At 70.0% G+C, this 25,049-nt stretch carries 23 protein-coding genes and 1 pseudogene; 9 read left to right on the top strand and 15 right to left on the bottom strand.

Translation table 11 applies throughout. From position 1 onward, the window contains the following. Positions 1–13 precede the first annotated feature (13 nt). Positions 14–829, top strand: a complete 816-nt coding sequence (locus tag ABZ396_RS24865; RefSeq protein WP_358918857.1) for an ABC transporter ATP-binding protein — start codon at positions 14–16, stop codon at positions 827–829. On the opposite strand, the gene ABZ396_RS24860 is transcribed toward ABZ396_RS24865, so the two are convergent. The 10 genes from ABZ396_RS24860 to ABZ396_RS24815 form a co-directional block, all read right to left on the bottom strand. After that, positions 798–2,975: a discoidin domain-containing protein gene (locus ABZ396_RS24860; RefSeq protein ID WP_358918855.1), complete on the bottom strand. Its 2,178-nt coding sequence runs from the start codon at positions 2,973–2,975 to the stop codon at positions 798–800. The genes ABZ396_RS24865 and ABZ396_RS24860 overlap by 32 nt on opposite strands. A 51-nt stretch (positions 2,976–3,026) precedes the next feature. Further along, the gene (locus tag ABZ396_RS24855; RefSeq protein ID WP_358918853.1) at positions 3,027–4,634 is read right to left on the bottom strand and encodes a glycoside hydrolase family 13 protein; all 1,608 of its coding nucleotides are present in this window, start codon (positions 4,632–4,634) and stop codon (positions 3,027–3,029) included. A gap of 30 nt (positions 4,635–4,664) precedes the next feature. Then, a complete protein-coding gene (locus ABZ396_RS24850) occupies positions 4,665–5,546 on the bottom strand; it encodes a carbohydrate ABC transporter permease (RefSeq protein ID WP_358918851.1) in 882 nt (293 codons plus the stop codon). Then, positions 5,543–6,499 (bottom strand): sugar ABC transporter permease, encoded by a 957-nt coding sequence (locus ABZ396_RS24845; RefSeq protein ID WP_358918850.1) that lies wholly within the window; start codon positions 6,497–6,499, stop codon positions 5,543–5,545. Before ABZ396_RS24845 ends, ABZ396_RS24850 begins: the two co-directional genes overlap by 4 nt. Before the next feature lie 6 nt (positions 6,500–6,505). Then, on the bottom strand, positions 6,506–7,858 hold the full coding sequence (locus ABZ396_RS24840) for an extracellular solute-binding protein (protein ID WP_358918848.1): 1,353 nt from the start codon (positions 7,856–7,858) through the stop codon (positions 6,506–6,508). Positions 7,859–7,996: 138 nt separating this feature from the next. Beyond that, positions 7,997–8,992 (bottom strand): LacI family DNA-binding transcriptional regulator, encoded by a 996-nt coding sequence (locus ABZ396_RS24835; RefSeq protein WP_358918846.1) that lies wholly within the window; start codon positions 8,990–8,992, stop codon positions 7,997–7,999. A gap of 55 nt (positions 8,993–9,047) precedes the next feature. Further along, positions 9,048–9,863 (bottom strand): ABC transporter permease, encoded by an 816-nt coding sequence (locus tag ABZ396_RS24830; RefSeq protein WP_358918845.1) that lies wholly within the window; start codon positions 9,861–9,863, stop codon positions 9,048–9,050. An 11-nt stretch (positions 9,864–9,874) separates the two neighbouring features. After that, entirely contained in the window at positions 9,875–10,738 is an 864-nt protein-coding gene (locus ABZ396_RS24825) for an ABC transporter permease (protein WP_358918844.1), read from the bottom strand. 3 nt (positions 10,739–10,741) lie between these two features. Next, a complete protein-coding gene (locus tag ABZ396_RS24820) occupies positions 10,742–11,932 on the bottom strand; it encodes an ABC transporter substrate-binding protein (RefSeq protein WP_358918842.1) in 1,191 nt (396 codons plus the stop codon). Between the two features lie 29 nt (positions 11,933–11,961). Beyond that, positions 11,962–12,993, bottom strand: a complete 1,032-nt coding sequence (locus ABZ396_RS24815) for an ABC transporter ATP-binding protein (protein WP_358918840.1) — start codon at positions 12,991–12,993, stop codon at positions 11,962–11,964. Between the two features lie 123 nt (positions 12,994–13,116). Between ABZ396_RS24815 and ABZ396_RS24810 the strand changes: the two genes are divergently transcribed. The 3 genes from ABZ396_RS24810 (at position 13,117) to ABZ396_RS24800 (ending at position 15,125) form a co-directional block, all read left to right on the top strand. Next, positions 13,117–13,857, top strand: coding sequence for a GntR family transcriptional regulator (locus tag ABZ396_RS24810; RefSeq protein WP_358918838.1), 741 nt, complete (start codon positions 13,117–13,119; stop codon positions 13,855–13,857). A 38-nt stretch (positions 13,858–13,895) separates the two neighbouring features. Beyond that, entirely contained in the window at positions 13,896–14,675 is a 780-nt protein-coding gene (locus ABZ396_RS24805; RefSeq protein ID WP_358918836.1) for a hypothetical protein, read from the top strand. A 204-nt stretch (positions 14,676–14,879) separates the two neighbouring features. Continuing rightward, positions 14,880–15,125 (top strand): hypothetical protein, encoded by a 246-nt coding sequence (locus ABZ396_RS24800; protein WP_359185884.1) that lies wholly within the window; start codon positions 14,880–14,882, stop codon positions 15,123–15,125. Positions 15,126–15,142: 17 nt separating this feature from the next. Here the strand turns inward: ABZ396_RS24800 and ABZ396_RS24795 are convergent, their stop codons facing one another. Further along, the gene (locus ABZ396_RS24795) at positions 15,143–15,814 is read right to left on the bottom strand and encodes a hypothetical protein (protein ID WP_358918835.1); all 672 of its coding nucleotides are present in this window, start codon (positions 15,812–15,814) and stop codon (positions 15,143–15,145) included. A 246-nt stretch (positions 15,815–16,060) separates the two neighbouring features. Here ABZ396_RS24795 and ABZ396_RS24790 point away from each other — a divergent pair, with 246 nt between their 5' ends. The 3 genes from ABZ396_RS24790 (at position 16,061) to ABZ396_RS24780 (ending at position 17,801) form a co-directional block, all read left to right on the top strand. Continuing rightward, positions 16,061–16,717 (top strand): helix-turn-helix transcriptional regulator, encoded by a 657-nt coding sequence (locus ABZ396_RS24790; protein ID WP_358918834.1) that lies wholly within the window; start codon positions 16,061–16,063, stop codon positions 16,715–16,717. Positions 16,718–16,796: 79 nt separating this feature from the next. Continuing rightward, complete coding sequence (locus ABZ396_RS24785; protein ID WP_358918894.1) at positions 16,797–17,339, top strand: toxin-antitoxin system, toxin component; 543 nt, start codon at positions 16,797–16,799, stop codon at positions 17,337–17,339. A gap of 234 nt (positions 17,340–17,573) precedes the next feature. After that, positions 17,574–17,801, top strand: coding sequence for a hypothetical protein (locus ABZ396_RS24780; protein ID WP_358918892.1), 228 nt, complete (start codon positions 17,574–17,576; stop codon positions 17,799–17,801). A 15-nt stretch (positions 17,802–17,816) separates the two neighbouring features. Here the strand turns inward: ABZ396_RS24780 and ABZ396_RS24775 are convergent, their stop codons facing one another. Both ABZ396_RS24775 and ABZ396_RS24770 read right to left on the bottom strand, forming a co-directional pair. Next, on the bottom strand, positions 17,817–18,497 hold the full coding sequence (locus ABZ396_RS24775; RefSeq protein ID WP_358918832.1) for a 4'-phosphopantetheinyl transferase superfamily protein: 681 nt from the start codon (positions 18,495–18,497) through the stop codon (positions 17,817–17,819). Next, positions 18,445–19,350, bottom strand: coding sequence for a metallophosphoesterase (locus ABZ396_RS24770; protein ID WP_358918831.1), 906 nt, complete (start codon positions 19,348–19,350; stop codon positions 18,445–18,447). Before ABZ396_RS24770 ends, ABZ396_RS24775 begins: the two co-directional genes overlap by 53 nt. 364 nt (positions 19,351–19,714) lie before the next feature. Between ABZ396_RS24770 and ABZ396_RS24765 the strand changes: the two genes are divergently transcribed. Both ABZ396_RS24765 and ABZ396_RS24760 read left to right on the top strand, forming a co-directional pair. Then, positions 19,715–20,839 (top strand): ATP-grasp domain-containing protein, encoded by a 1,125-nt coding sequence (locus tag ABZ396_RS24765; RefSeq protein ID WP_358918829.1) that lies wholly within the window; start codon positions 19,715–19,717, stop codon positions 20,837–20,839. A 166-nt stretch (positions 20,840–21,005) separates the two neighbouring features. Continuing rightward, positions 21,006–22,685: a carbohydrate binding domain-containing protein gene (locus ABZ396_RS24760; protein ID WP_358918828.1), complete on the top strand. Its 1,680-nt coding sequence runs from the start codon at positions 21,006–21,008 to the stop codon at positions 22,683–22,685. Between the two features lie 45 nt (positions 22,686–22,730). Here the strand turns inward: ABZ396_RS24760 and ABZ396_RS24755 are convergent, their stop codons facing one another. Beyond that, entirely contained in the window at positions 22,731–23,621 is an 891-nt protein-coding gene (locus ABZ396_RS24755) for a sulfotransferase (RefSeq protein WP_358918826.1), read from the bottom strand. A gap of 177 nt (positions 23,622–23,798) precedes the next feature. Continuing rightward, a pseudogene (locus tag ABZ396_RS24750) lies at positions 23,799–25,048 on the bottom strand (alpha-L-fucosidase). Position 25,049 lies beyond the last annotated feature (1 nt).

Below are 25,049 nucleotides of genomic sequence, written 5' to 3'. Positions count from 1 at the left end.
GAAGGGGCGGTCCATGCTCGACGTACGCGGCCTGAAGAAGGTCTACGACGGATCCGGACGCCGCGTCGAGGCGGTGCGGGACCTCACCTTCACCGTGGAGGCGGGCGAACTCGTCTGTCTCGTCGGCCCGTCGGGCTGCGGAAAGACCACCCTGCTCAAGTGCATGGGCGGTCTGCTCACCCCGACCGGCGGCGAAGTCCTCCTGGAGGGAAGCAAGGTGACCGGGCCACCGCCCGGGATGGCGTTCGTCTTCCAGGAGTACGGCCGCAGCCTGTTCCCCTGGATGCGGATCGCCGAGAACGTCGAACTCCCGCTGAAGCAGAAGCGGTTGACGCGAGAGCGGCGAAAGGAACTGGTCTCCGACGCACTGCGCTCGGTCGGCCTCGCGGACGCCGCCGGAGCCTACCCCTGGCAGCTCTCGGGCGGTATGCAGCAGCGGGTCGCGATCGCCCGCGCCCTCGCCTACGAGCCCCGGGTTCTGCTGATGGACGAGCCGTTCGCCGCCGTCGACGCCCAGACGCGGGCCGACCTGGAGGATCTGGTCCGGGGGCTGTGGCGGGAGCGCGGGATCACGATCCTGTTCGTCACCCACGGCATCGACGAGGCCGTCTACCTGGGCCAGCGCGTGATCGTCCTGTCCGCCTCCCCGACCGTCGTCAAGGAACAGCTGAAGGTCGATCTGCCGGACCGGCGCGACCAGTTGCACACCCGGGTCGCCCCGCGCTTCGCCGAACTGCGGACCCATGTGTACGAGCAGATCCAGGCGGCGAAACGCGGGGCTCCCCAGGCGGCGGAGGTCACGACGTCAGATACGCCTCCACCTCACTGAGCTGCCCCGCGGGCCAACCAGAGTTGGCGCTGACGGTCAGCCGCAGATAGCGCAGGTTGGTGGAGCTGGGCAGGGCCACGGAGACGGTGTTGCCGGTGGCCGGGTCGAAGCGGTAGCCCGTGGAGCCCACCACCGTCGAGTAGGTGGAGCCGTCGGTGCTGCCCAGCACGGTAATGGTCTGGGTGCGCGCGCCCCAGGCCGAGGACGGAGGCAGTTTCAGCACCACACGGCGGGCCGCGTAGGAGGAGCCGAGGTCGACGGTCAGCGACTGCGGGAAGGCGTTGTTGGCCGACTCCCAGTAGCTGTTGGCGTCACCGTCGACCGCCTTCCCGGGCGTGTAGACGTCCTGCGAGCCGGTGGCGGTCGCCGGACGCCCCTTGGCGAGGTTGCGGCCCGGGTCCGGGGCGGGGTTGCTCTGCCCGGGCTGCGGCCACGTCGAGCAGTCGGACCAGGTGCTGGACCAGCCGGAGTTGCCGCCGCCGTCGGTGAGCGCGAAGGAGCCGGAGCTCGCCGGGTAGGGGCAGTTGTAGATACCGGCCGCACCGACGCCGGTGGCGGTGACGTTGCGGAAGGTGGCGGCGCCCTGAGCCTCGGCCTGCACCACGACCGTCCCGGTGTTCTGCACGGTCGCCCCGGTCACGTTGACGTTCCTGACCGCGTAGCCGTGCCCGCCGCCGGAGACGAACTCGAAGGCGCTGTACGGGCTGTCGGTGATCGTCGTGTTGGTGATGTTGACGGTGGCGTTGATGGCGCTGTCGTACGAGTCGACGCGCAACGCGCCCATCGGATGGTTCCAGTTGGGGTTGATGGCGCCCGCGCGGACGATCTTGTTGCTGTCGACCGTGATGGTGCCGGCCAGCGGGTAGAACGGGTCGAGGAACTTCTGGTTGGAGATGGCGATCCCGCTGCCGAGGGCGTTGGTGTCGGAGATCAGGTTGTTCCGCACGGCGATGTCGGTCCCGCCGTAGATCGCGATGCCGTTGGCCAGGTTCGGCTGCGAAATGGTGTTGTTCAAGAAGCTAGAGTTGGTGTCGGGCGAGTTCAGCGACCACATGGCGAGGGAGTCGTCGCCCTGGTTGCGCAGGAAGTTGTTGCGGACCACGACGCCGTGGGCGGTGCCGTTGAGGTTGAGGCCGTCGGCGGTGGTGTCGAGGATGCGGTTGTTCTCGACGACCAGGTTGTCGTTGTTGCCCGTCAGCCAGAAGCCGCACTTGAGGTGCTGGATCCGCATCCCGGAGACCGAACTGTTCGGGCCCAGCGAGCCGTTCACGAAATTGTCCGGGTTGGAGTCGACGCGTTCGGTGACCTCGCCGAGCACCGCGAAGTCCTTGATGTGGACGTTCCCGGAGGAGCTGGACTGGTCGATGAACCGGGAGGTGTGTACGACCGAGTACCAGTTGCCGGCGCCCTGGAGGGTGACGTTCTGTACGCCGCTCAGGGAGGACGTCAGCTTGTAGTCGCCCGGCGGGATCCACACCACCCCGCCCTGTGCGGCGGCGATGGCGTCCCGGAAGGCCTGGGTGGAGTCGCCGTTGCCGCTGGGGTCGGCGCCCTTGGAGGTGACGGAGACCGACCCGGCGGGCTGGGAGGCGGCCGGGGCCAGCTGCTCGAAGTCGGCCACGTCGACGGTGACCTGGGTGCCGGTGGACTCGAAGGCGACCTTGTCGCCGGCCTGGACGTTCTGGCCGAGCAGCAGCCGCGCGTTGTCGAAGAAGTGGTGCTGCTTGGCTCCGGCGATCCAGCCGGTGTCCACGTAGGAGTACTTGGAGGTGACGGTCAGGGTCTTCGCCAGCTTGACGCCGTTGACGTACACGTTGAGCGTGCCGAACTGGCCGTCCGGGACGCTGTAGGAGACGTTCACGGCGTTGGACGCCTGGGGCGCGGTGAACTCGACGCGCTGTCCGGAGGTCAGGCGCACGGCCTGGCGGCCGGAGGCCTCGGAGGCGAGGGTGCCCTGGGTGTAGTCCGGGCCGATCTTGGTGCCGGTGGTGGTCGCCGACTCCGCCTCGACCGAGGTGAAGGGCAGGCTGGCGCCCGCGGCCGCGTGGGCGGCGGGCGCGATGGCGACGAGCATGCCGGCGGCGAGCGCGACAGCGGCCGCCACCGCTGGCATGCTCCTGACAGATCTGGCTGTGGTGCTCTGCATGTGCCGATCCCTTCAGGGTGGGGGTGAACGGGGATAGCGCAAGCGGGCGGCTCAGGTCATCAGCCAGGCCGCCGTGTCCTGCGGCAGGCGGCCCGTGTCGTCCAACGGGCCACTGGCGAGCAGGAGTTGGGAGTGCTCGGGCAGTTGGGCGGGGGTGGGCGCGAGATTGACCACGCAGGCCACGCCCTCGCCACGGGTGAAGGCGAGGACGCCCTCGGGGGCGGGCAGCCAGGTCAGCGGGCCGGCGCCGAAGAGGGGACGGGCGGCGATCGCCCGGCGGTAGAGGGCGAGCATGGAGTCGGGGTCACCCTGCTGACGGTCGACTGCATACGATGCCCAGCCGGCCGGCTGCGGCAGCCACGGCTCCTCGCGCGAACCGAATCCCGCGTACGGCATACCGGCCACCCACGGCATCGGCACCCGGCAGCCGTCCCGGCCGGGATCGGCGCCGCGGGACCGGAAGTACATCGGATCCTGTATGCGGTCCACCGGGATCTCGGCCTCCGGCAGCCCCAGCTCCTCCCCCTGGTACACATAGACCGCACCCGGCAGCGCCAGGGACAGCAGCGCGGCCGCGCGAGCCCTGCGGGTCCCCAGGACCAGGTCCGTCCGGGTGCCGAAGGCCTTGGTCGCGAAGTCGAAGGCGGTGTCCTCGCGGCCGTAGCGGGTGACCGTGCGGGTCACGTCGTGGTTGCACAGGACCCAGGTGGCGGGCGCGCCGACCGGGGCGTGCTCGGCGAGGGTGGTGTCGATCGACGTGCGCAGCCGGTCCGCGTCCCAGGGGCAGGACAGGAAGGAGAAGTTGAAGGCGGTGTGGAGTTCGTCGGGGCGCAGGTAGCGGGCGAAGCGCTCGGCGTCGGGAAGCCAGACCTCGCCGACGAAGACACCGCCGTAGGCGTCGGCGACCGCGCGCCACGAGCGGTAGATGTCGTGCAGGTCGTCGAGGTCGACGAAGGGGTGCGGCTGCGGGTTCGTGGCCAGGTCGGGCAGGTCCGGGTCCTTGGCGAGCAGGGCGGCGGAGTCGATGCGGACGCCGGCGACGCCCCGCTCGAACCAGAACCGCAGGATGTCCTCGTGCTCCTGGCGGACGGCCGGGTGGGCCCAGTTGAGGTCGGGCTGTTCGGGGGTGAACAGGTGCAGGTACCAGTCGCCGTCGGGCAGCCGGGTCCACACCGGCTCGGTGGAGCCGACGAACTGTGACGGCCAGTCGTTGGGCGGGAGTTCGCCGTTCGCGCCACGTCCCGGGCGGAAGTGGAACAGCTCGCGCTCGGGGCTGCCGGGTCCGGCTGCCAACGCCGCCTGGAACCATGGGTGTTGGTCGGAGACATGGTTGGGGACGATGTCGACGATCGTCCGGATGCCCAGCTCCTCCGCCTCGGCGATGAGTTTCTCGGCCTCGGCGAGGGTGCCGAAGGCCGGGTCGATGGCCCGGTAGTCGGCGACGTCGTAGCCGCCGTCCTTCAGCGGTGACAGGTACCAGGGGTTGAACCACAGAGCGTCCACACCCAGTCCGGCCAGGTACGGCAGCTTGGCTCGGACTCCCGCGAGGTCGCCGGTGCCGTCACCGTCGCCGTCGGCGAAGCTGCGGACGTACACCTGGTAGATGACGGCGGAACGCCACCAGTCGTGGTCCTTCGGGGCATGGCTGGGCTGTCCCACTGTGCGTGCCTTTCTGTCGGAGGGAGGGCGTCAGCCCTTGGTGCTGCCCGCGCTGATCCCGGCGATGATGTGCCGCTGGAAGACGAGGAACAGCGCGACCATCGGGATGCTGGCGATCACCATCGCGGCGATGAGCACGGTGAGCTGGATGTTCTGCGACAGCTGGACCAGGGCCACACTGATGGGCTGCTTGTCGGTGTCGGAGAAGACCATCAGCGGCCACAGGAAGTCCTGCCACACCGCGACCAGTGCGAAGATCGACACCACCCCGAGCACCGGGCGGGACATGGGCAGGACCACCGACCACAGGATGCGCAGCTTTCCGGCGCCGTCGATCTCGGCGGCCTCCAGCACGTCGCGGGGCAGTTGGTCGAAGAACCGCTTGAGGAGATAGAGGTTGAAGGCGTTGGCGACGGCCGGCAGCCAGATGCCGAGCGGGTCGTTGAGCAGGCTGGTGTGGATGAACGGCAGGTCGGCGACGGTCAGGTACTTGGGTACGACCAGGGCCTGGGCCGGGACCATCAAGGTGGCGAGGATCCCGCCGAGGATCACTTTACCGAAGGCCGGCCTGAGCTTGGACAGGGCATAGGCGGCGGCCGTGCAGAACACCAACTGGAAGACCCAGGCGCCGGCCGCCTGCACCACCGTGTTCCACAGGTGCTGGGGCAGCTGCATCAGGTCCCAGGCGTCGGTGTAGCCGGTCAGGTGCCAGTGCTTCGGGATGAGGGTGGGCGGGGTCTGGGCGACCTCGTCCGGGGACTTCATCGCGCCGGTCACCATCCAGTACACCGGGAACAGGAAGGCGAGCGCGAAGAGCAGGACGACACCGGTGAAGACGCTCCAGTAGATCGCCTTCCCGCGCGGGCGGGCCAGGGTCGCCGGTGAGATCAGGGTTCGGGTGGCGCTGCTCATCCGTCCTCCCCGGAGCGGGTCAGCCGCAGATACACCGCGGAGAAGACACCGAGCAGCACCAGCAGCATCACACTGAGCGCGCAGGCCCCGCCGAAGTCGTTGTAGAGGAATGCGTACTTGTAGATGAGGTAGAGCACGGTGACCGTGGCGTTCTCCGGGCCGCCACCCGTGATCACGAAGGGTTCGGTGAACACCTGCATGGTGGCGATGATCTGAAGCAGCATCAGCATCAGGATGACGAACCTGGTCTGAGGGATCGTCACATGCCGGATGCGTTGCAGGATGTTGGCGCCGTCCAGTTCGGCGGCCTCGTAGAGCTCGCCGGGGATGGACTGGAGGGCGGCCAGGTAGATCAGGACGGTGCCGCCCATGTTGGCCCAAGTAGCCACGATGACCAGGGAGATGAGTGCCGTGTCGGCGCCGTTGGACCAGTTCGAGGTGGGCAGGTGCAGGAAGCTCAGGGTCTCGTTGGCGAGGCCGGCTCCCGGGTCGTAGAACCACTTCCACAGCAGGGCGCTGACCACGGGCGGGATCATCACCGGCAGGTAGACCACGACCCGGAAGAACGCCTTCGCGTGCCGGAGTTCGTTGAGGACCAGGGCGAGCACGAACGGGATCGCGAAGCCGATCAGCAGGGCCAGCAGCGTGAAGGTGAGGGTGTTGCGCCAGGCCGCCGAGAACTCGGGGTCGTGCAGGACCCGGGTGAAGTTGGCGGTGCCGACCCATTCGGGGGACGAGCCTGGCGTGTACTTCTGGAAGGCGATCACGACCGCGCGGATCGCCGGGTACCAGGAGAACAGGGCGAAGCAGATCAGTCCGCCGAGCATGAACCCGTAGGCACGGGCCTGGTCGAGGAACCGGCGCCGCCTCCGGTCCCCTGCCGGGGGCGGCGCCGGGAACTGTCGTACGGCGACCGCCCCCGGGGCGGGTCGTCGTGCGGCCGTCTTCGTCATCGTGGGTCAGCTCCGGGCCAGGATGCCGGCGATCTTGTCGTTGGCGTCCTTGAGGAGCTGGTCGATGTCGGCGTCCTTCTTGGTGAGGACGGCGGAGACGGTGCCGTCGAGGACGGAGTAGATCTGCTGGGCGTTGGGCGGCTCGATCTTCATCTGGAGGGACTGGTTGCCGTCCAGGAAGGCCTGGTAGTTCTCCACCGGGACATTGGCGTTGGCCTTCTTGACCTGCTGGTCCTTGGCGTCGGCGGCGCCGGTGAACAGGCGCGGCTCGGGCAGGCCTACGGGTGCGTTGTTCTTCTTGGCGCGGGCGTAGTCGCCGAGGAAGCCGTCACCGGGGGTGAGGAACATGGAGTCGAGCCACTTGAGGCCGGCGCGGATCTGCTCCGGGGTGTCCTTCTTGTTGAACATGTAGCCGTCGCCGCCGATGAGGGTGCCCTTGCCGCCAGGCATCGGGGCGAGGGCGAGGTCCTTGTAGTTGCCGCCCTTCTCCTTCACCAGGATCGGGATGTTGTCCGGGGCGGAGAGATACATGCCGAGCTTGCCCGAACCCATCATCTGCTGCACGTCGTTGATGATCAGCAGCTGCTTGCTGCCCATCGAGTTGTCGGTCCAGCGCATGTCGTGCAGGCTCTGCAGGACGGCGTGGCCCTCGGGGGTGTCGACGGTCGCCGACTTGCCGTCGGCGGAGACGACGTCGCCGCCCTGTGAGTACAGCTCGGCGGTGAAGTGCCAGCCGCCCTGGTTCTGGGCGCTGTAGTCGGCGTATCCGACGGTGCCGTTGCCGAGGGCGGCGATCTTCTTGGCGTCGGCGCGGACCTCTTCCCAGGTCGTCGGCGGCTTGTCGGGGTCGAGACCGGCCTTCTGGAAGAGCGCGCGGTTGTAGATCAGCCCCATGCTGTATCCGGTCCGCGGTATGCCGTAGACCTTGCCGTCCACGGTGTAGATGTCCCGCAGTTGCTTCTGGATGGTGTCGTAGCTCTTCAGGTCCTTGAGGTACGGCGTGAGGTCGGCCGCCTGGTTGATGCCCACGACGTGCTTGGCGTCGGTGAAGTACGTGTAGAAGACGTCCTCCATCTGGCCGCCGGCCAGCTTGGCGTCGAAGGTCTTCGGGTCCTGGCAGGGGAACGCGTCGTGCGCGACGACGTCGATGTCCGGGTTCTTCTTCTTGAAATCGGCGATGTCCTGATCGAAGAACGAACGGTCGACCTTGGCGCTCTTCGGCGGCTCGCAGTTGATGGTGATACGCGTCTTGCCGCTTCCCGCGCCGTCGTTACTCGACCCGCAGGCCGAGGCCGAGAGCGCTAGGGACGAACAGACACCTATCGCGACGAGAGCACGGCGGAACCCGGTGCTGGACATCGGTGGACCCCCCAGAACAGGAGCAGTGGGCGCCACCGGGACCGGTGGGCGCCGCACACTCAAGCACCGGCAACAGGTGTCCGCAAGATGTCGCGCAGAATCTGTAATTATTTGACAGCAGATTGGATGTGCTGGATCTCAGACCTTGGGCGCTTGCGCCGTGGAGCCGCGGACCACCAGCTCCGGCTCGAACAGCAGCTCCTCGGGCGGTACGACGGTGCCGCCGATCTGCACGTTCAGCAGCTCGACGGCCGCGCGGCCCATGGCCTCGATGGGCTGGCGGACGGTGGTCAGCGGGGGTTCCGTGCAGTTCATGAAGGCCGAGTCGTCGTAGCCGACGACGGAGACGCGGGAGGGGACCTCGTACCCCTTGCGGCGGGCGGCGCGGATCGCGCCGAGTGCCAGGGGGTCACTGGCGCAGATGATGCCGGTGACGCCCCGGTCGATCAGCCGGGACGCGGCGGCGTGGCCGCCCTCGATGGAGAAGATCGCGCGGGCGACGAACTCGTCGGGGAGATCGCCGATCGCCCGTGCGGCGGCGAGTTTCCGGGCGGACGGGACATGGTCGCCGGGGCCGAGGACGAGTCCGATGCGCTCATGGCCGAGGGAGGCGAGGTGCCGCCAGGCCTGCTCCACCGCCACCGCGTCGTCGCAGGACACGCTCGGGAAGCCGAGGTGCTCGATGGCCGCGTTGACCAGCACCACCGGGATGTTGCGGTCGGCGAGCAGCCGGTAGTGGTCGTGGGGCGCGTCGGCCTGGGCGTAGAGGCCGCCGGCGAACACGACACCCGAGACCTGCTGTTGCAGCAGCAGCTCCACGTAGTCCGCCTCGGAGACCCCGCCCTTGGTCTGGGTGCACAGCACCGGGGTGAGCCCGAGCTGGGCGAGCGCGCCTCCGATGACCTCGGCGAACGCCGGGAAGATGGGGTTCTGCAGCTCGGGCAGGACGAGGCCGACGAGCCGGGCGCGTTCGCCGCGCAGCTGGGTGGGGCGCTCGTAGCCGAGGACGTCGAGGGCCGAGAGCACCGCCTGCCGGGTGGCTTCGGAGACCCCGGGCTTGCCGTTGAGCACCCGGCTGACCGTGGCCTCGCTGACCCCGACCTTCTTGGCCACTTCCGCAAGTCGTCGCGTCATGGGCGCAAGACTAGCGCAAGTTACGCAAGCGCTTTGCGTAACCTCGGGCCAGGGGTCAGACACGGCTGGCCGTCGCCGTGTCCGCCGACAGCCGCTGGGCGACGTAGATCGGGATCACCGACAGCAGCACGAGCACGGCCGCCACCACGTTCACCACCGGTGCCTGCTGGGGGCGGGTCATATTGTCGTAGATCCACAGCGGCAGGGTCTGGACGCCTGGTCCCGCAGTGAAGGTGGTGACCACGATCTCGTCGAAGGAGAGCGCGAAGGCGAGCAGTGCGCCCGCGAGCACCGCGGAGCGCACCAGCGGGAAGGTGATGTCGGCGAAGGTGCGGAAGGTGTCGGCTCCCAGGTCGGCCGCCGCCTCCTCGTACGTACCGGAGGTGCGGCGCAGCCGCGCGACCACGTTGTTGAAGACGATCACGACACAGAAGGTGGCGTGTCCGACGACCACGGTGAACAGGCCGAGTCCGACGCCGAGCGGCTTGAGGACCGTGCCGAAGGCCGAGTTGAGGGCGATGCCGGTGACGATACCGGGCAGGGCGATCGGCAGGACGACCACGAAGGAGAGCGCGTCCCGGCCGAAGAAACGGTACCGGGCGACCGCGAAGGCGATCAGCGTGCCGAGCACCAGCGCGATCGCGGTGGCGCCGAGCCCCGCCTTCACCGAGGTCCACAGGGCCTCGCGAGCACCGGAGCTGTGCCAGGCGGCCGACCACCAGTGCGTGGTCAGGCCGGGCGGCGGCCAGCTCGCGCTGCGGTCCGGGTTCAGGGAGTTGACGAGGACCAGCAGCAACGGCACGTAGATCACCGCGAAGCCGAACCCGGCGGCGACGCGCACCGCGATCCGCGCGGAACGGGAGAGTTGCACGGCGGGCTCCTCTACAGGCTGCTCAGCGCGCCCGTGCGGCGCATCGCGAACAGGTACAGCACGATGACGACGACCGGGACGGTGGCGAGCGCGGCGGCCATGGGCAGGTTGAGTTCGATGTTGGCGTAGACGAGGTTGCCGATGAGCTGGCTCTTGCCGCCGACGATCTGCACGGTGATGTAGTCGCCGAGGCTGAGCGAGAAGGTGAACACCGAGCCGGCGGCGACCGAGGGCAGCACCATCGGCAGCACCACGGAACGGAAGGTCCGCCCGGCGCGGGCGCCCAGGTCCGCGGACGCGTCCAGCAGATTGTCGGGCAGTTGCTCCAGTGCGGCGTGGATCGGCAGGATCATGTACGGCAGCCACAGATAGGTCAGGGTGAGCACGGTGGCCGGCAGCCCGAAGCCGGGGCCGCTCAGCCCGAGGGGCTTCAGCAGCCAGTCGGCGAGCCCGCCCTCGGCGAGGATCAGCCGCCAGGCGTACACCTTGACCAGGTAACTCGCCCACAGCGGGGTGAGGATGGCGACCACGAGCAGCGGGCGCCGGCTCGGCTTGGCCACCCGGGCGGTGTAGAAGGCGACCGGGAAGGCGATCACCGCGCACAGGGCGGTCACCGCGAGGGCCACACCGACGCTGCGCCAGATCACCTGCCGGAACACCGGCGTCGTGAACAGCTCGTGGAAGTTGTCGGTCGACCAGACCTTCACCACCTCGGAGGTGAAGGAGTCCGTCGTCCAGAACGCGGAGACGAACAGCACGGCCAGCGATCCCAGATAGAGCACGGCCAGCCACAGCAGCGGGGCCGTCAGCAGCAGGGCGAGCCGGAGCCGGGGGCGCCGGTGCAGCGCCCCCGCGGTCCGGGTGAGCACCGTCATGGCTCAGCCCTTGATCTCGGTCCAGGCCTGCACCCACTTCGCGTACGGCACGCACTTGACGTCGGTACGGCCGTCCAGGCACTGCTCGATGGGTGTGTTCCAGAAGGCGATGTTCTTCCAGTAGCTCTCGTCGGCCGCGTGATAGGTCCTGCAGAAGTTCTTGTCGCTGGTCAGGTCACAGGCCTTGGCGTTGGCCGGCGCCTCGCCGAAGTACTCGGCGACCTCGGCGTTGACCTTCGGGGAGACGATCCAGTCGAGCCATTTGTAGGCGCAGTCGGGGTGCTTGGCCTTGGCGGAGACCATCCAGGTGTCGGACCAGCCGGTGGACCCCTCCTTGGGCACGAAGGCCTTGATCTTCGCGCCCTCGTCGGTGGCCAGGTTGGCGATGACCTGCCAGCTGGTGCCGATCACGGAGTCGCCGCTCTTGAAGGCGGAGACCTCCTTGAGGTAGTCGCCCCAGTACTCGCCGATGTCCGCGTTCTGCTTCTTCAGCAGGGCGACGGCCGCCTCGAACTGTTTCTGGTCGAGCGCGTAGGGGTCCTTGATCTTCAACTGGGGCTTGGTGGCCTTGAGATACAGGGCCGCGTCGGCGATGTAGATCGGCGAGTCGTAGGCGGTGACATGGCCCTGGTACTTCGCCGCGTCGTCGAAGACGGCGGACCACGAGGTGGGCGCGGGGGTCACCTTCTGGGTGTTGTACATCAGCAGGTTGGCGCCGCGGCCGTGCGGGATGCCGTACATCTGGCCCTTGACCGAGTTCCAGGCGCCGTCCTTGAGACCGCTGAAGATGTCCTTGTAGTTCGGTACGAGCTTGGTGTTGACCGGGGCCGCGTCGCCGGAGGCGATCAGGCGCAGGGACGCGTCGCCGGAGGCGGAGACGGCGTCGTACTCGCCGGTCTTCATCAGTTTGACCATCTCGTCGGAGCTGGCGGCGACCTTGGAGTTGACCTGGCAGCCGGTCTGCTTCTCGAAGTCGGTGACCCAGTCCACCTTGGGGTCGTCGGAGCCGTCCTCGACATAGCCGGCCCACGCGATCAGGTTGACCTGGCCCTCGGTCCTGCCGAGTTTGGCGAGGGGCTTGAGGTCGGGCGGGTTGAGTCCGGTCGAGGAGCCGGAGGCGGAGGAGCCGCAGGCGGTGGCGGCCAGCAGCAGCGCGACCGCGGCGGCCGCGATGAGGGGGCGGGTGAGGCGCACGACGTACTCCAGACGTGAGGGACGGCGGATCAGCCGGGGACGTGGACGGTGTGCCGACGCTGCCAGCGCAGCCGGACGCGGGTGCCGCGGTAGGCGGTGACGTCCTCGGCGGTGGTGTCGAGGTTCTGCTGGAGCGCGGTGAGCCGGCCACCACCGTCCAGGTCGACCAGGAAGCGGGTGGCGTCGCCGAGGTAGACCACCTCGGCGACGGTGCCGACGGCGTCGGCGTGCCCGGCTTCGCCCGGCTCCGCGGTCTCCTTGAGGACCCGGATCTTCTCGGGCCGGATGCTGTGGGTGCCGCTCTCCCCGAACACCCGCCGGGCGGTGTCCCCGGTGAGCAGATTGGAGGTGCCGACGAAGGAGGCGACGAAGGCGGTGGCGGGGCGTTCGTAGATCTCTGCGGGCGTGCCGACCTGTTCGATACGGCCCTGGTGGAAGACGGCGACGCGGTCGCTCATCGTCAGGGCCTCCTGCTGGTCGTGGGTGACGAAGACGAAGGTGATGCCCACCTCCCGCTGCAGGGCCTTGAGTTCGATCTGCATCTGCTCGCGCAGCTTAAGGTCCAGGGCGCCGAGGGGCTCGTCGAGCAGCAGGATGCGGGGACGTCCGACGAGGGCGCGGGCGAGGGCGACGCGCTGGCGCTGGCCGCCGGAGAGCTGGGCGGGACGGCGGGCGCCGAAGCCGTCGAGGCGGACCTCGGTGAGGGCCTTGCGGGCCCGGACGAGGCGTTCGGCCTTGGGGACCCGGCGGACCTTGAGGGAGTAGGCGACGTTCTGCTCGACGTTCATGTGCGGAAACAGGGCGTAGTCCTGGAAGACGGTGTGCACGTCCCGTTCGAAGGGGGCGCGGCGGGTGACGTCCTGCCCCGCGAGTTCGACCGCGCCCGAGGTGGGGGTCTCGAAGCCGGCGATCAGACGCAGCACGGTGGTCTTGCCGGAGCCGGAGGGGCCGAGCATCGAGAAGAACTCGCCATCGCGGATCTCCAGGTCGACTCCTGCCACGGCGCTCGTGTCGCCGAACGACTTCCGCAGATCCCGCAACCTGATCGCGGTGGCCTCCATGGGCGGGAACCTTTCTGGCGCTCTTTTGCGTTGCAGATGGTGATCGGAAAGATATGAAGTCATAGTTCAAAGCTCAAGACCCTTCTGAGGTAAAGCTTGGGTCAACGCGCAGGGTGGTGGGCCGTGAAACAGCAGCAGACGGACGGCGGCGCCCGAAAGGCCGTCTTCGCCCCGGTCGACCGCGGGGCGCGGGTGGACGCCGTCGTGCGCCGGATCGGCGACGCCATCGAGCTGGGTCTGCTCGCCGACGGGGAGCAACTGCCCGGTGAGACGGAGTTGGCGGGACGGCTCGGGGTGTCCACGGTGACCTTGCGGGAGGCGCTGATGGCACTGCGCCAGCAGGGCCTGGTCGTCACCCGCCGGGGCCGCGGCGGCGGCAGCTTCGTGTCCCTGCCGGACACGCCCGGCCGCAAGCGGCTCATGGAGCGGCTGCGCGGCTGGAGCTCCGAGGAGCTGCGCGACCTCGGCGACCACTGGGCGGCCCTGTCCGGCACCGCCGCGTACCTCGCCGCGCAGCGCACCGAGGACCACGACCTGGACCAACTCCGCCGGACCACACAGGAGTTGCGCGAGGCCCGGGACGCGGCTGCGCGTTGCCGGCTCTACGGCCGCTTCCATGTGGAGCTGGCCGCCGCCGCCCAGTCGGCCCGGCTCACCCGGGAACAGGTCGCGCTCCAGACGGAGGTCGGGGTGCTGTTGTGCCTTGTGCTCGGCGACGCCGAATATCGTGAAGAGGTGGCGGACCGTCACCGGTCCGTAATCTCGGCCGTGCAGGATGGGGCGGACGCATCGGCCAGGGAGCTGGCCGAGCGGTGTGTGCGGGACTCGACGGCGCGGCTCATCGCCCTGCGGCTGGCCCTGTAGCCGCGCCGCGCCCGCTACCCCGTCCGCCGGAGAGCAGCATGAGCCGCGGCACCGTCCCCTCCACCTCCGTGACCAGGACGCCCGACGCCGCCGAGGAGTATGTGGCCGAGCGGGTCGGCCGCGCCCTGGAGGCGGTGTTCGGGGCCGTCGCCGACACCCGCGCCGACACCACCGCGCTGCTGGCCCGGGTGGCCGCCGAGGGCCGCAGGCCGGTGACCGCGGACCTGGCCGCGCTGCGTCCCGGGCTCCATCTGCGCCTGGCACGGCAGGAGTTGGTCTCCGGTGTCGGTTTCGTGGCCGCGCCCGGACTGCTGGCCGACGTCCCGGCCTGGCTGGAGTGGTGGCAGACCGACGCCTGCGGGGATTTACGGCCGCTGCTCCTCGACCTCGACCCGCGCACGTCGGCCTACTCCGACTACACGCACTGGGACTGGTTCACGCTGCCCCGGGACACCGGGCGGCGGGCGGTGGCCGGGCCGTACGTCGACTACCTCTGCTCGGACGAGTACAGCCTCACCCTGTCCGCGCCGGTGGAACGGGCGGGCCGCTTCCTGGGCGTGGCCGCGGCGGATGTGTATCTGCGGCACTTCGAGGCGGCCGCGCTGCCCCTGCTGCGCGCACTGCCGGGACCCGCCCGGCTGGTCAACGCCCGCGGCCGGGTGGCGGCGTCGGCGGACCCGGCGCACCTGGCCGGCTCGCTGACCAAGGGGCCGGACTTCGCGGCCGTACTGGAGAGCGGACGGCCGGGCACGTTCGGCACGACCCGCTTGGTGCCCTGCCGGGGCGTCCCGCTCGTCCTGGCGGTAGCCGCGGCGTGAGACGGGATCCGCGTCCGGGCAGGTGACGGCGGGGGTGTCCCGGGCAGAAGACGGTGGGGATGTGCGGGGCGGGTGACGCTGGGGGTCTCCCGGGCCGGTGACGGCGGGGAACTCGGGGCGGGTGACGCAGGGGTGCATCCCGGGCCGGTGACGCTGGGGGTGTCCTGGACAGGAGCCGGTGCAGGCGTCCGGACAGGAGCCGGTGTGGACGTCCGGCCCGGCGCCGTCGGCGACCTGAACGCCGACGGTGCCGGGTCAGGCGTCGGGGGCGGCGACCACGGTCAGGTGCGCGCCCAGGCCGCCCGGCCGGCGGGAGCGGCGCGGGGCGGCGGCGGGACGGGGGGTGGCGCGCAGCACCAGTTGACGCTGGGGATGTCCCACGCCGGTGACGGCGGGGCGTCCGCACAGGAGCCGGTGTGGACGTCCGGCCCGGCGCCGTCGGCGACCTGAACGCCGACGGTGCCGGGTCAGGCGTCGGGGGCGGCGACCACGGTCAGGTGGGCGCCCAGGCCGCCCGGCCGGCGGGAGCGGCGCGGGGCGGCGGCGGGACGGGGGGTGGCGCGCAGCACCAGGGTGTAACGCGCGTAGCCCATGTCCTGAAGAGTCCTGGGGATCTCGCCGACCACCCGGCACTCGGTGGCGCCCAGCAGCGGGTCCGGGTGCAGCACCGGCCGGACGGCACCGTCGAGCCGGGCGCCCTCCTCGCCTACCACGCGCAGCCAGTGCGGCAGGCCGTGCCGGAAGGCCGCCTCCATGATGGGGTCCTGGGCGATCTCCCGGCGGATCGACTGGAGTTCGTGGTCGTGGCCGTACCGCTCCATCGTGGTCTTGAACTGGGCCAGCATCGGCAGGCACCAGCCCGACTCGTGCGATCCGAGCACCGATCCGGCGTCCGGGTGGAACAGGACGAACCGGAGGAAGTTGTCCCCGGGCATGGCAGTGGGATGCGGGGCGACCCCCCGGAAAAGTGTCTCGAACGCGCCGTTGGCCAGCACCACGTCCCAGCGGTGGTCCACCACCAGGGACGGGAAGGGGACCGCGTCCAGCAGCAACGCGTAGTCCTGGAGATATGCCTGGGCCTCAAGACTTTCGGGGACGGGCCGCGGCGCCGGCCGCCGCCCACCTGCCTGATATGCCATCGGGAGGTCACCCCTCTTGCCTATGCGGCCTTCTCGCGGCGATGTGATCCTGCTGCCCCACTCGGAGCCATGTCAACTATCGTGGCATTTCATGCCCGTTGGCGGCCGAAATTGGCCACAGTTGTGGCGACACCTGGATGCGAGTTCGAACCACCCGCTAATCTCCGGGAAGTTCGCGCCGGGAAGTCCACGGCGACCGCTTGAGCGAAGCCCCTGATTCCCCTGAGAGACGTAGGAGTTCTGTCGGTGACGGATGGCTACGAGGATCCGGGCGCCTCGGCGACCGCCCAGCTGCCGGCCGTCGTCTCCCGCGTCACCGCGCTCGCAGACCGGCTCGGCGTGGCACAGGCCGAGGTCTTCCACGTCGGACGGCTCTCCTACGCCTGCGGCGTCCCCGAGTCCGTGGTCAAGGCCCTGCTCTGCGGCCGGCCCGGCGGCGAGCCCGACGTCCAGGAACGCTTCCTGCAACGCCTCGACCTGCTGCGCCGCACCCGGCTCAAGCCCAACGGCCGCAAGCACACCCAGCAGGAGATCGCCGACGGCGCGGGCATGTCCCGGCAGCAGGCCGGCGCCCTGCTCAACGGCGACCGGCGGCCGACCATGGAGCACTGCGACGCTCTCCAGCGCTTCTTCCGGGTGCACGCCGGCTTCCTCACCGCCGAGGACCCCGAGGCGCTCGCCGGCGCCCTCCAGCGCGTCGAGCAGGAGCTGCTGCAGAAGCTGGCCGACCGGGAGCGGGCCGCGGCCGAGGCCGCCGAGGACCCCCTGGAGCGGCTGCTGCAGGACCACGGGGTGCGCGGGATCGCCTGGCGGGCCGCGCAGCTGCCCACCGACCAGCACCGGGACAAGGTCGCGGAATGGCTGGACATGCTCCTGGAGAGCGTCAAGCGGGCCGAGTCGTGAGCTGAGGGGGACAGAAGAACAGAAGAACATGGCCATCGGCAGGGAGATGCGCCGGCTGAGCGGTGAGCTGGCCGGTTAGCTGACCCTGCCCGCGCCCGCCCAGCCGCAGGAGCTGTACCGGGCGCTGTGCGACGCGATGAGCCGCCGCCGCGGCCGCCCGGTCCTGTTCCGTACGGCCGTCTTCCCGCCCGGCACGGCCAGCGGGCTGTGGCTCGACCTGGCCGACCGGGACCTGGTCGTCGTCGAGGAGCGCACCGCGCCCGACCACCAGTTGGTGATCCTCGGCCACGAGGTGTGGCACATGCACGCCGGCCACCACGGCCATGACATCGAGGGAGTGGCGGTGGCGGCACGTCTCCTGAACGAAGACACCGGCACCGGCACCGGCACCGGCGGGGACACCGACCGGGCCTCGGTCCAGGCCTCGATCCGGGCCGCCGTCCGGCGGGTGGCCGCCCGCACCCGCTTCGACCAGGCCGGGGAACAGGACGCGGAGACCTTCGGGCTGCTGCTGGCCAGCAAGTGCCGGACCTGGCTCGCGGTTTCGGCGCTGCGCGGTCCCGTGCGGCGGCACGACTTGGGGGGGCGCATCGAGGCCTCGCTGGGCTATCCGGGGAAGTGAGCACCGGCCCCGTCGGACGCCACTGCCGACCGGATTCCGTTGCCGGCCGGGCGAAGAGACGTTCCCTCAGAGTCCCGGGCGGTGCGGTTCCGCGTCGGCTGAGCGGGCGAACCGAGGCGTAGCGGGGAGGCGTTGTCAGTGGCGGACGGCAAGCTGGTGGGTGCGCACCGCACACGCGGTGCGGCCGCGCCGTCCGGGCGCGTGACCGTGACGACCGACGGGGAGAGCCGAGCCATGTCCACCGCCGTACTGACCGACCGTGAGCGCACCGCCGTCCAGGCCTATCTGCGGTTGCTGCACACCGTGCGCGCCGCCTTCGACGGACCGCCGGACGGCGCACGCCCCTTCCTGGTCCCGCCGGCCGTGCTGACCGAGGCCGAGGAGGCGCTGGCCCGGGCGGGACTCGTCGGCAACGAGGAGGAGTTCTTCCGGCTGCTGCACGACTGGTGCCCACCCACCTGAGCCCACGGAGCACGATCAGGGGTACGGCACGACCACGGCGGAGGTCAGCATGCCGTGCCCCACGCTCCAGCGGCCCTCGAAGACCTGCAGCCGCTGCCCGCCGACCTGGGGGCCGGGGACAAGGAGGCGGGTGTGCAGGGTGCCGTGCGGCCGCTCCCCGGGCTCCGGGACGAGCTCGATGTCGGCCTCCATGAAGTCCAGCCACTTCCCGGTGAGGGGGAACCACGCCTTGTAGACGGATTCCTTGGCACTGAACAGCAGGCGGTCCCAGTGCACGCCGGGCCGCTCGGCCGCGAGCAGGCCGAGCCGCTCCCGTTCCGAGGGCAGCAGGACGGACTCTCCGACGCCCTCGGGCAGCGGGGCGTGCGGTTCGGCGTCGATACCGAGGGAGGCCAGGTCGGTGGCGCGGACCAGGGCGGCTGCGCAGTAGCCCTCGCAGTGGGTCATGCTGCCGACCAGCCCGTCCGGCCAGCGCGGTGCGCCGCGCTCGCCGCTCACGACGGGCTGCGGCGGGACCCCGAGCTTCTCCATGGCGCGCCGTGCGCAGGCGCGCACGGCGGAGAACTCACGGCGGCGCTTGGGCACGGCACGTGCGACGAGCGCCGCCTCCTCGGGATAGAGGGGGGCTTCGCGGATCGCCTCGTCACCGAGCATCTCCACGGCCACCACCGAGTCCGGGAGCAGCTCCTCGATCACCGGTTCCGACCTCCATCGGCAGAATGCGGCGCAGCTTGCCCGGGGGCTGGGATCGCTTGCGCCACTCGCGGGGGTATCCCACGGAGACCTCTTCGAAGCGGACGCCGTCGTGCCAGGTGGTCCGGGGGATGTGCAGATGCCCGTAGACCATGGTGGCGACGCGGAACCGGTGGTGCCAGTCGGCGGTGAGGGTGGTGCCGCACCACATGGCGAACTCGGGGTGCCACAGGACGTCCGTGGGATGCCGGTCCAGCGGGTAGTGGCCCGCCAGCACGGTCGGCAGCTCCTCGGGCAGCTCGGCGAGCCGGCGCTCGGTGGCCTCGACCCGGGCCCGGCACCAGGCCTCGCGGGTCGGGTAGGGGTCGGGGTGCAGCAGGTACTCGTCGTTGCAGACGATGCCGGTGCCGTGCGCGTAGGCGAGGCCCTCCTCCTTGGTGGCGCAGCCGGCCGGCAGGAAGGAGTAGTCGTAGAGGAGGAAGAGCGGTGCGACGACGAGCGGGCCGCCCGGGCCCTCCCAGACGGGATAGGGGTCCTCGGGGCTGACCACGCCGAGTTCCCGGCAGAGGCCGACGAGGTGCTCGTAGCGGGCGACGCCGCGCAGGGTGACCGGATCCTTGGGATGGGTCCACAGGTCGTGGTTGCCGGGGGCCCACAGCACCTTGGCGAAGCGGCCGGCCAGGGTCTCCAGCGTCCAGCGGATGTCGGCGACGGTCTCGGCGACGTCACCGGCCACGATCAGCCAGTCGTCATCCGTCTCGGGACGCATCTTCTCGACGAGCTCGCGGTTCTCCGGGTACGAGATGTGCAGGTCGCTGATGGCCAGCAACTGCCCGGCACCGGCCGTGGACTCCACCCCGCACCCCCTCCGATCATGTCGTCACCACCCACCACAGCACATGACGGGTCCACGGAACAAGGGGCCCTGTCGGCCTGTCGGCGGTCCTTCTCCGGCGGGCCCTCGGCGGGTCGCCGTCCGGTGCCCGGCAGACGGCCGTCAGTCAAGGAAACCGCCGTGGACGGTGCAGGAAAACGCGCGTGGACAGTCCCCGGCAATCCGTAACACTCACGTTGCACGCGGGGCCCTTCAAAGCCGTATGATCCCCCCAACACCACCGCCACGAACCTCCCTTCGCCCGGGGCGGTTTGGTGTTCCTCCAAGCACCCTGCCCGGGCACGGGCCGCTGAGTCCTGCCCGAAAAGCCCGAAAGGCGGCCTGCATGCTCTCTCGCGTACGCGTCTGGCTCAACCGCACGTACGCGGAGAACGTCTTCTTCATGGATCAACTGCGGAGAAATCCCAGCGACCGGGCGGTCGAGATCCATGCGACGCACGGTGACGCCGACTCCCCCGTGCTCGCCGCCGCCGACACCGCCGACCTGGAGCCGGAGGGCCTGTCCCCGGCCGGATACGTCGAGTACGCGCTCGACCAGTGCCAGCGCCGTGGCATCGATGTCTTCGTGCCCCGGCTGCACCAGTCGGCGATCGTCGCCCACCGGGCCGACTTCGAGGCGCTCGGTACGGCCCTGCTGGCTCCGACGCCCGAGGCCACCGCCGTCTTCGAGGACAAGGCGACCGCGTACGAGGCGGTCGGCGCAGTCGGTGTCCCGGTGCCGCCGTGGTGGCGGGTCCGCACGGCCGACGAACTGGTCGCCGCGGTCGAGGAACTGGAGGCCGACGGGCACAGGGCCTGCTTCAAGCCGGCCGCCGGTGCGGGTGGTGTGGGCTTCCGCGTGATCACGCGCGCCCCCCTCTCGCTCTTTCACCTCAACGGGTTCCCCGGGCCGTACGTCCAGCTCGACCTGGTCCTCGACGCGCTGCGGCGGGCCGACCAGCCGGTGGACTGGCTGGTGATGCCGCGCCTGGAGGAGCCGGAGGTGTCCGTGGACTGCCTCACCGGGCCCGACAACCGGGTCCGGCTGGCCGTCGGCCGGACGAAGAAGGGGCGGCGGCGCGGATTCACCCTCGACGAGCGGTGGCTGGAGCCGGCCCGGCTGATCGCGGAGGGTTTCGGGCTGCACTATCTGTCCAACATCCAGTTCCGGATGTACGGCGACGAGCCGGTGCTGCTCGATGTCAACACGCGTCCCGCCGGTGGGGTGCACCAGCTGTCACTCTGTGGGGTCAACGCGCCGTGGGCGGCTGTGCAGTTGGCTCTGGGCGAGGACCCCGGGGTGATCAAGCCGCCGTTCCTGGGGCAGGACTACGCGGTCGTGTCGGGGCCGAGGCCCGTGCTGCCGTCGGTTCCGGTGCGGCGGGAGGAGGCCGGCGAGGTCATGTTGCCCGCGCCGATGCCCGCGGCCGTCGAGGCCGTGGCCGAAGCGGCCCAGGTGTTGCCGCTTTAGGCTGCCGGCCCGAGAGCCGCCCGGCACCCCTGAGTTTCTCCAGCCACCGGTATGGACCAGTTCTGCCGTTCTCCTTGACAGCCGGATTGGTCCATACCAACTTGGTCTGCGCACCCTCAGCACTTCCGTGCACTCCCGAACACCCCCATTCCAGCAGGGAGATCGCGTGCGCAACTCGCTCAGACGTTCCAGACGTCGGATACTCGCACTGCTCGGGTCCGCCGCCCTCGCGCTCGCCGGGGCCATCGCGCTTCCCGGTACCGCACAGGCGGCCAACATCCTCTCCAACCCCGGCTTCGAGTCGGGAAGTCTCTCACCCTGGTCCTGCACCGGGAACCTGGGCTCGGTCGTCTCCTCCCCCGCGCACAGTGGGACCAAGGCCCTCGCGGGGGCCGTGAGTTCCAGTGACAACGCCCAGTGCACGCAGACCGTCGCCGTGCAGCCCAACACCACGTACTCGCTCAGCGGCTGGGTCCGCGGCTCGTACGTCTATCTCGGGGTGACCGGCGGCGCCTCCACCTGGACGACCTCGCCGTCCCAGTACAGCCAGCTGAGCGTCTCCTTCACCACCGGGGCCTCGCAGACCAGCGCCCAGATCTACGTCCACGGCTGGTACGCGCAGGGCACCTACTACGCCGACGACATCAGCCTCGACGGGCCCGGCGGGAGCTCCGACACCCAGGCGCCCACCGCCCCCGGCGGCCTCACCTCCACCGGCAAGACCTCGTCCAGCGTGTCGCTGTCCTGGTCGGCCGCGACGGACAACGTCGGGGTGACGGCGTACGACATCTACAGCGGGTCGAGCCAGGTGCTGAGCGTCTCCGGGACGAGCGCCACGGTGAGCGGACTCTCGCCCAGCACGTCCTACACCTTCAGCGTGAAGGCCCGCGACGCGGCGGGGAACGTCTCGGCCGCCTCCAACTCCGTCAGTGTCACGACCGACGCGGGCAGCGGCGGCGGGACCGGGTTCAAGCAGGCCGCGCCCTACCTGTACGAGGGCTGGGGCGACCCGCCGAGCCCGTCCACGGTGATGAGCGCCACCGGCGTCAAGTGGTTCACGATGGCCTTCGTGCTGGACTCGGGCGGCTGCACCCCGTCCTGGGACGGCAGCCGGCCGCTGACCGGCGGCGTCGACCAGACGGCGATCAACCAGATCCGGGCGGCCGGCGGTGACATCGTGCCCTCGTTCGGCGGCTGGCAAGGCAGCAAGCTCGGCGCCAACTGCTCGTCCGCGAGCGCACTCGCGGGGGCGATCCAGAAGGTGATCGACGCCTACGGTCTCAAGACCGTCGACATGGACATCGAGAACACGGACGAGTTCGAGAACGAAGCCGTGCAGGCGAAGATCCTGACCGCCCTGAAGACGGTCAAGGCCAACAACCCCGGCCTGAAGACGATCGTCACCTTCGGGACGTCCACCACCGGGCCGACGTACTACGGCAACCGGCTCATCGAGCAGGCGCAGTCGCTCGGTGCCGGCATCGACGTCTTCACCATCATGCCGTTCGACTTCGGTGGTGGCGCTGACATGTACGGCAACACGGTGAACGCGGCCGAGGGGCTGAAGGCCAAGCTGAAGTCCACGTTCGGCTGGGACGACGCGACCGCCTACGCACACATCGGGATCTCCGGCATGAACGGTCTGTCGGACCAGCAGGAGACCACGACCCCGGCGATCTGGACGCAGATCCGTGACTGGGCGAACTCGCACCACATCGCCCGGCTCGCGTTCTGGTCGGTCAACCGGGACCGCGGCTGCGCGGGCGGTGGCGTGGTGAGCAACTGCTCCGGGATCAGCCAGAGCAACTGGCAGTTCACCTCGATCACGGCCGGCTTCACCGGCTGAGCATCGGCAGCGGTGGCGTGGGGGTGCCTGGTGCCGCGGCAGGCCCTAGACCGGGTATCCCCACGCCTTAGCGATCTCGCTGAGCCGGGGCGGGAGTTCGGCGGTGGGGTCGGCCTGGCGGGCGGCCTGGATACGGCCGGACTTGATCTCGCTGCTCCAGTCGCCGAGTTTCGGCTTGAAGTCGCCGTGGTCCTGCTTGCCGTAGTCGAGCATGCCGCTCTCCCACGGGACGCCGAGGTACGCGCACAGGCCGCGGGTGACCCGCTCCGGTTCGGCGGTGAGGTCCTCGTAGGTGATCACATGGGCGCCGGTGAGCTTCTGGCGGGCCTCTTCGAGCTTTTCGGCGTAGCTCAGGACCTCGCCGCGGATCGCCTCGTGGTCGGGGTCGGCGCGGCGGCTGGTCAGGGACTGGATGACGGCGCCGGGGTGGCGAAGCAGGAGGACGAAGCGGGCCTCGGGCCAACATCGGTGCAGCCGGGTCCACATGAGGGTGTTGGGCGGGGTCTTGTCGACGATGACGTCCTTGCCGCTGCGGCTGAGCTCCAGGTGCAGCACCCGGTCCCACAGGACGTGCTCCAGCTCCTCGCGGTCGAGGGCGAGCTCCTTCATGGCGTCCGCGGTGAACTCCCGCGACATACGGACGTGGACCGTGCGCAGATGCATCTCGTGCGGGGCGCGGATGCGGCTGTGGCTGTTCAGCAGGACCCGCAGCAACGTGGAGCCGGAGCGCACCGAGGACAGCACGAAGACCGGGGACTCCACCAGGCGCGGGGCGCGCGGGGCCACGTAGCCGTCGGAGGCCTGGTGTGTGGCCGGCGCCCGCTGCTGGGTCGGGATCGCGTCCAGGGTGCGGCGCGGCGGACTCACCGCCTGTGCCATCAGCCGTCCCCGGCGCTTCAGCCCCTTGGCGATCGCTGACATTCGCGGGTCTCGCACGGTGATGCCTTTCTCTCGTCCCTGCCGTTCCGCATCCCAGGGGTGACAGACGAACTCAAGATGTCCAAGAGACGAACCAAAGGGGTCACGGCGGCCCGAAAAGCCGCCGTGACCAGCCAACTTACCGTTCCCTTAATTCTTCATATAAGAACTCCCGGCCTTTGGCATCAAACCGGCTCAGAACCGGCCGGATCCCCGGTACAGCTCCAGCTCCCCGTCCAACTCGACGGCGAGGACGGTGGCGTACGCGTCGACGTCGGCCGCGGCCGGTGGGTCGATCCACAGCACACCGACCGCCTCGTGCAGCCCGCCGACCACCCGGTGACCGAGCTCGGTGCCGCTGCCCACCACCGTGACCTTCCTGACCTTGGCGGCGAGGCCGCGGACGCCGATCTCGGCGCGCGGGGCGTCGAACAGGGTGAGATAGAGGGTGCGCCGGTCGGCGGAGAGGGTGCTGGGCCCGTAGTGGTGCCCGGCCGGCAGGCCGCGCCCGGTGCCGTACACCGCCTCCGCGTGCCTGCGGATCCACTCCCCCAGCCCCTCAAGGCGCTCCACCTGCCGCCGCGGGTGGTGCCGTCCGCCATGGGGCCGACGTCGAGCAGCAGATTGCCGCCGCCCCCGATGGTCTCCGTGAAGTAGCGGACCAGTTGGGCGAGGGACTTGTGGTTGTGATCGTGGTGCTGGTACCCCCACGAGTCGTTGACCGTCAGACACAGCTCCCAGGGGCCGTCCGGCGGGACGATGGGGGCGCCCTGCGCGGGGGTGGCATAGTCGCCCTCGCTGAGCATGCGCGCGTTGAAGATGACATGCGGGACGTACGAGCGGATGAGCGCGGCCAGTTCGGGGATCCGCCACTGCTCCTCGCTGCGCTCCCACTCGCCGTCGAACCACATCAGGTCCGGCCGGAAGCGGGAGGCCAACTCCGTTGTCTGGCCGTCCCGGTAGGCGATGAACCGTTCCCAGGCTGCCAGGTCCTCGTCCTCGGCCGCGACCTCGGAGTAGCGGTTGTCCTCCTGCTCCGGCGGGCGGCCGGGCTTGCGCGTGGAGGCGTAGTCGGGGTGGTTCCAGTCGGAGTGCGAGTAGTAGAGGCCGACCTTGAGAACCTTCTCGCGCAGGGCCTCGGCGTAGGGGCCGAGGTAGTCCCTGCCCAGGTTGAGGTCGCCGTACGCGGTGTCCCACAGGGCGACACCGTCGTGGTGACGGCTCGTGAGTACGGCATACCTGGCCCCGGCGCGCGCGAACAGGTCCGCCCACGCCCGCGGGTCGTAGTCGGCGCCGGTGAAGCGGTCCAGCTGGGACATGTACCGGTCGTGCGGCACGACGTCGTCGTAGAAGGACCAGGACTCCTGGACCCCGTCGACGGCATAGATGCCCCAGTGCACGAAGATCCCCAGCTTGGCGTCGGTGAACCAGGGTTGCATCGGCATC

This window comes from Streptomyces sp. NPDC005866 (assembly GCF_040629895.1).
Taxonomy (GTDB): domain Bacteria; phylum Actinomycetota; class Actinomycetes; order Streptomycetales; family Streptomycetaceae; genus Streptomyces.
The sequence above is the reverse complement of the archived record's forward strand: the minus strand, read 5'-3'. Positions and strand labels throughout refer to the sequence as shown.

Excerpts from the sequence above, each read along its gene's own strand:
- ABZ396_RS24865 (WP_358918857.1), top strand. The coding sequence starts at position 14 with ATGCTCGACGTACGCGGCCTGAAGAAGGTCTACGACGGATCCGGACGC.
- ABZ396_RS24860 (WP_358918855.1), bottom strand. The coding sequence starts at position 2,975 with ATGCAGAGCACCACAGCCAGATCTGTCAGGAGCATGCCAGCGGTGGCG.
- ABZ396_RS24850 (WP_358918851.1), bottom strand. The coding sequence starts at position 5,546 with ATGAGCAGCGCCACCCGAACCCTGATCTCACCGGCGACCCTGGCCCGC.
- ABZ396_RS24845 (WP_358918850.1), bottom strand. The coding sequence starts at position 6,499 with ATGACGAAGACGGCCGCACGACGACCCGCCCCGGGGGCGGTCGCCGTA.
- ABZ396_RS24840 (WP_358918848.1), bottom strand. The coding sequence starts at position 7,858 with ATGTCCAGCACCGGGTTCCGCCGTGCTCTCGTCGCGATAGGTGTCTGT.
- ABZ396_RS24835 (WP_358918846.1), bottom strand. The coding sequence starts at position 8,992 with ATGACGCGACGACTTGCGGAAGTGGCCAAGAAGGTCGGGGTCAGCGAG.
- ABZ396_RS24825 (WP_358918844.1), bottom strand. The coding sequence starts at position 10,738 with ATGACGGTGCTCACCCGGACCGCGGGGGCGCTGCACCGGCGCCCCCGG.
- ABZ396_RS24815 (WP_358918840.1), bottom strand. The coding sequence starts at position 12,993 with ATGGAGGCCACCGCGATCAGGTTGCGGGATCTGCGGAAGTCGTTCGGC.
- ABZ396_RS24805 (WP_358918836.1), top strand. The coding sequence starts at position 13,896 with ATGAGCCGCGGCACCGTCCCCTCCACCTCCGTGACCAGGACGCCCGAC.
- ABZ396_RS24795 (WP_358918835.1), bottom strand. The coding sequence starts at position 15,814 with ATGGCATATCAGGCAGGTGGGCGGCGGCCGGCGCCGCGGCCCGTCCCC.
- ABZ396_RS24780 (WP_358918892.1), top strand. The coding sequence starts at position 17,574 with ATGTCCACCGCCGTACTGACCGACCGTGAGCGCACCGCCGTCCAGGCC.
- ABZ396_RS24765 (WP_358918829.1), top strand. The coding sequence starts at position 19,715 with ATGCTCTCTCGCGTACGCGTCTGGCTCAACCGCACGTACGCGGAGAAC.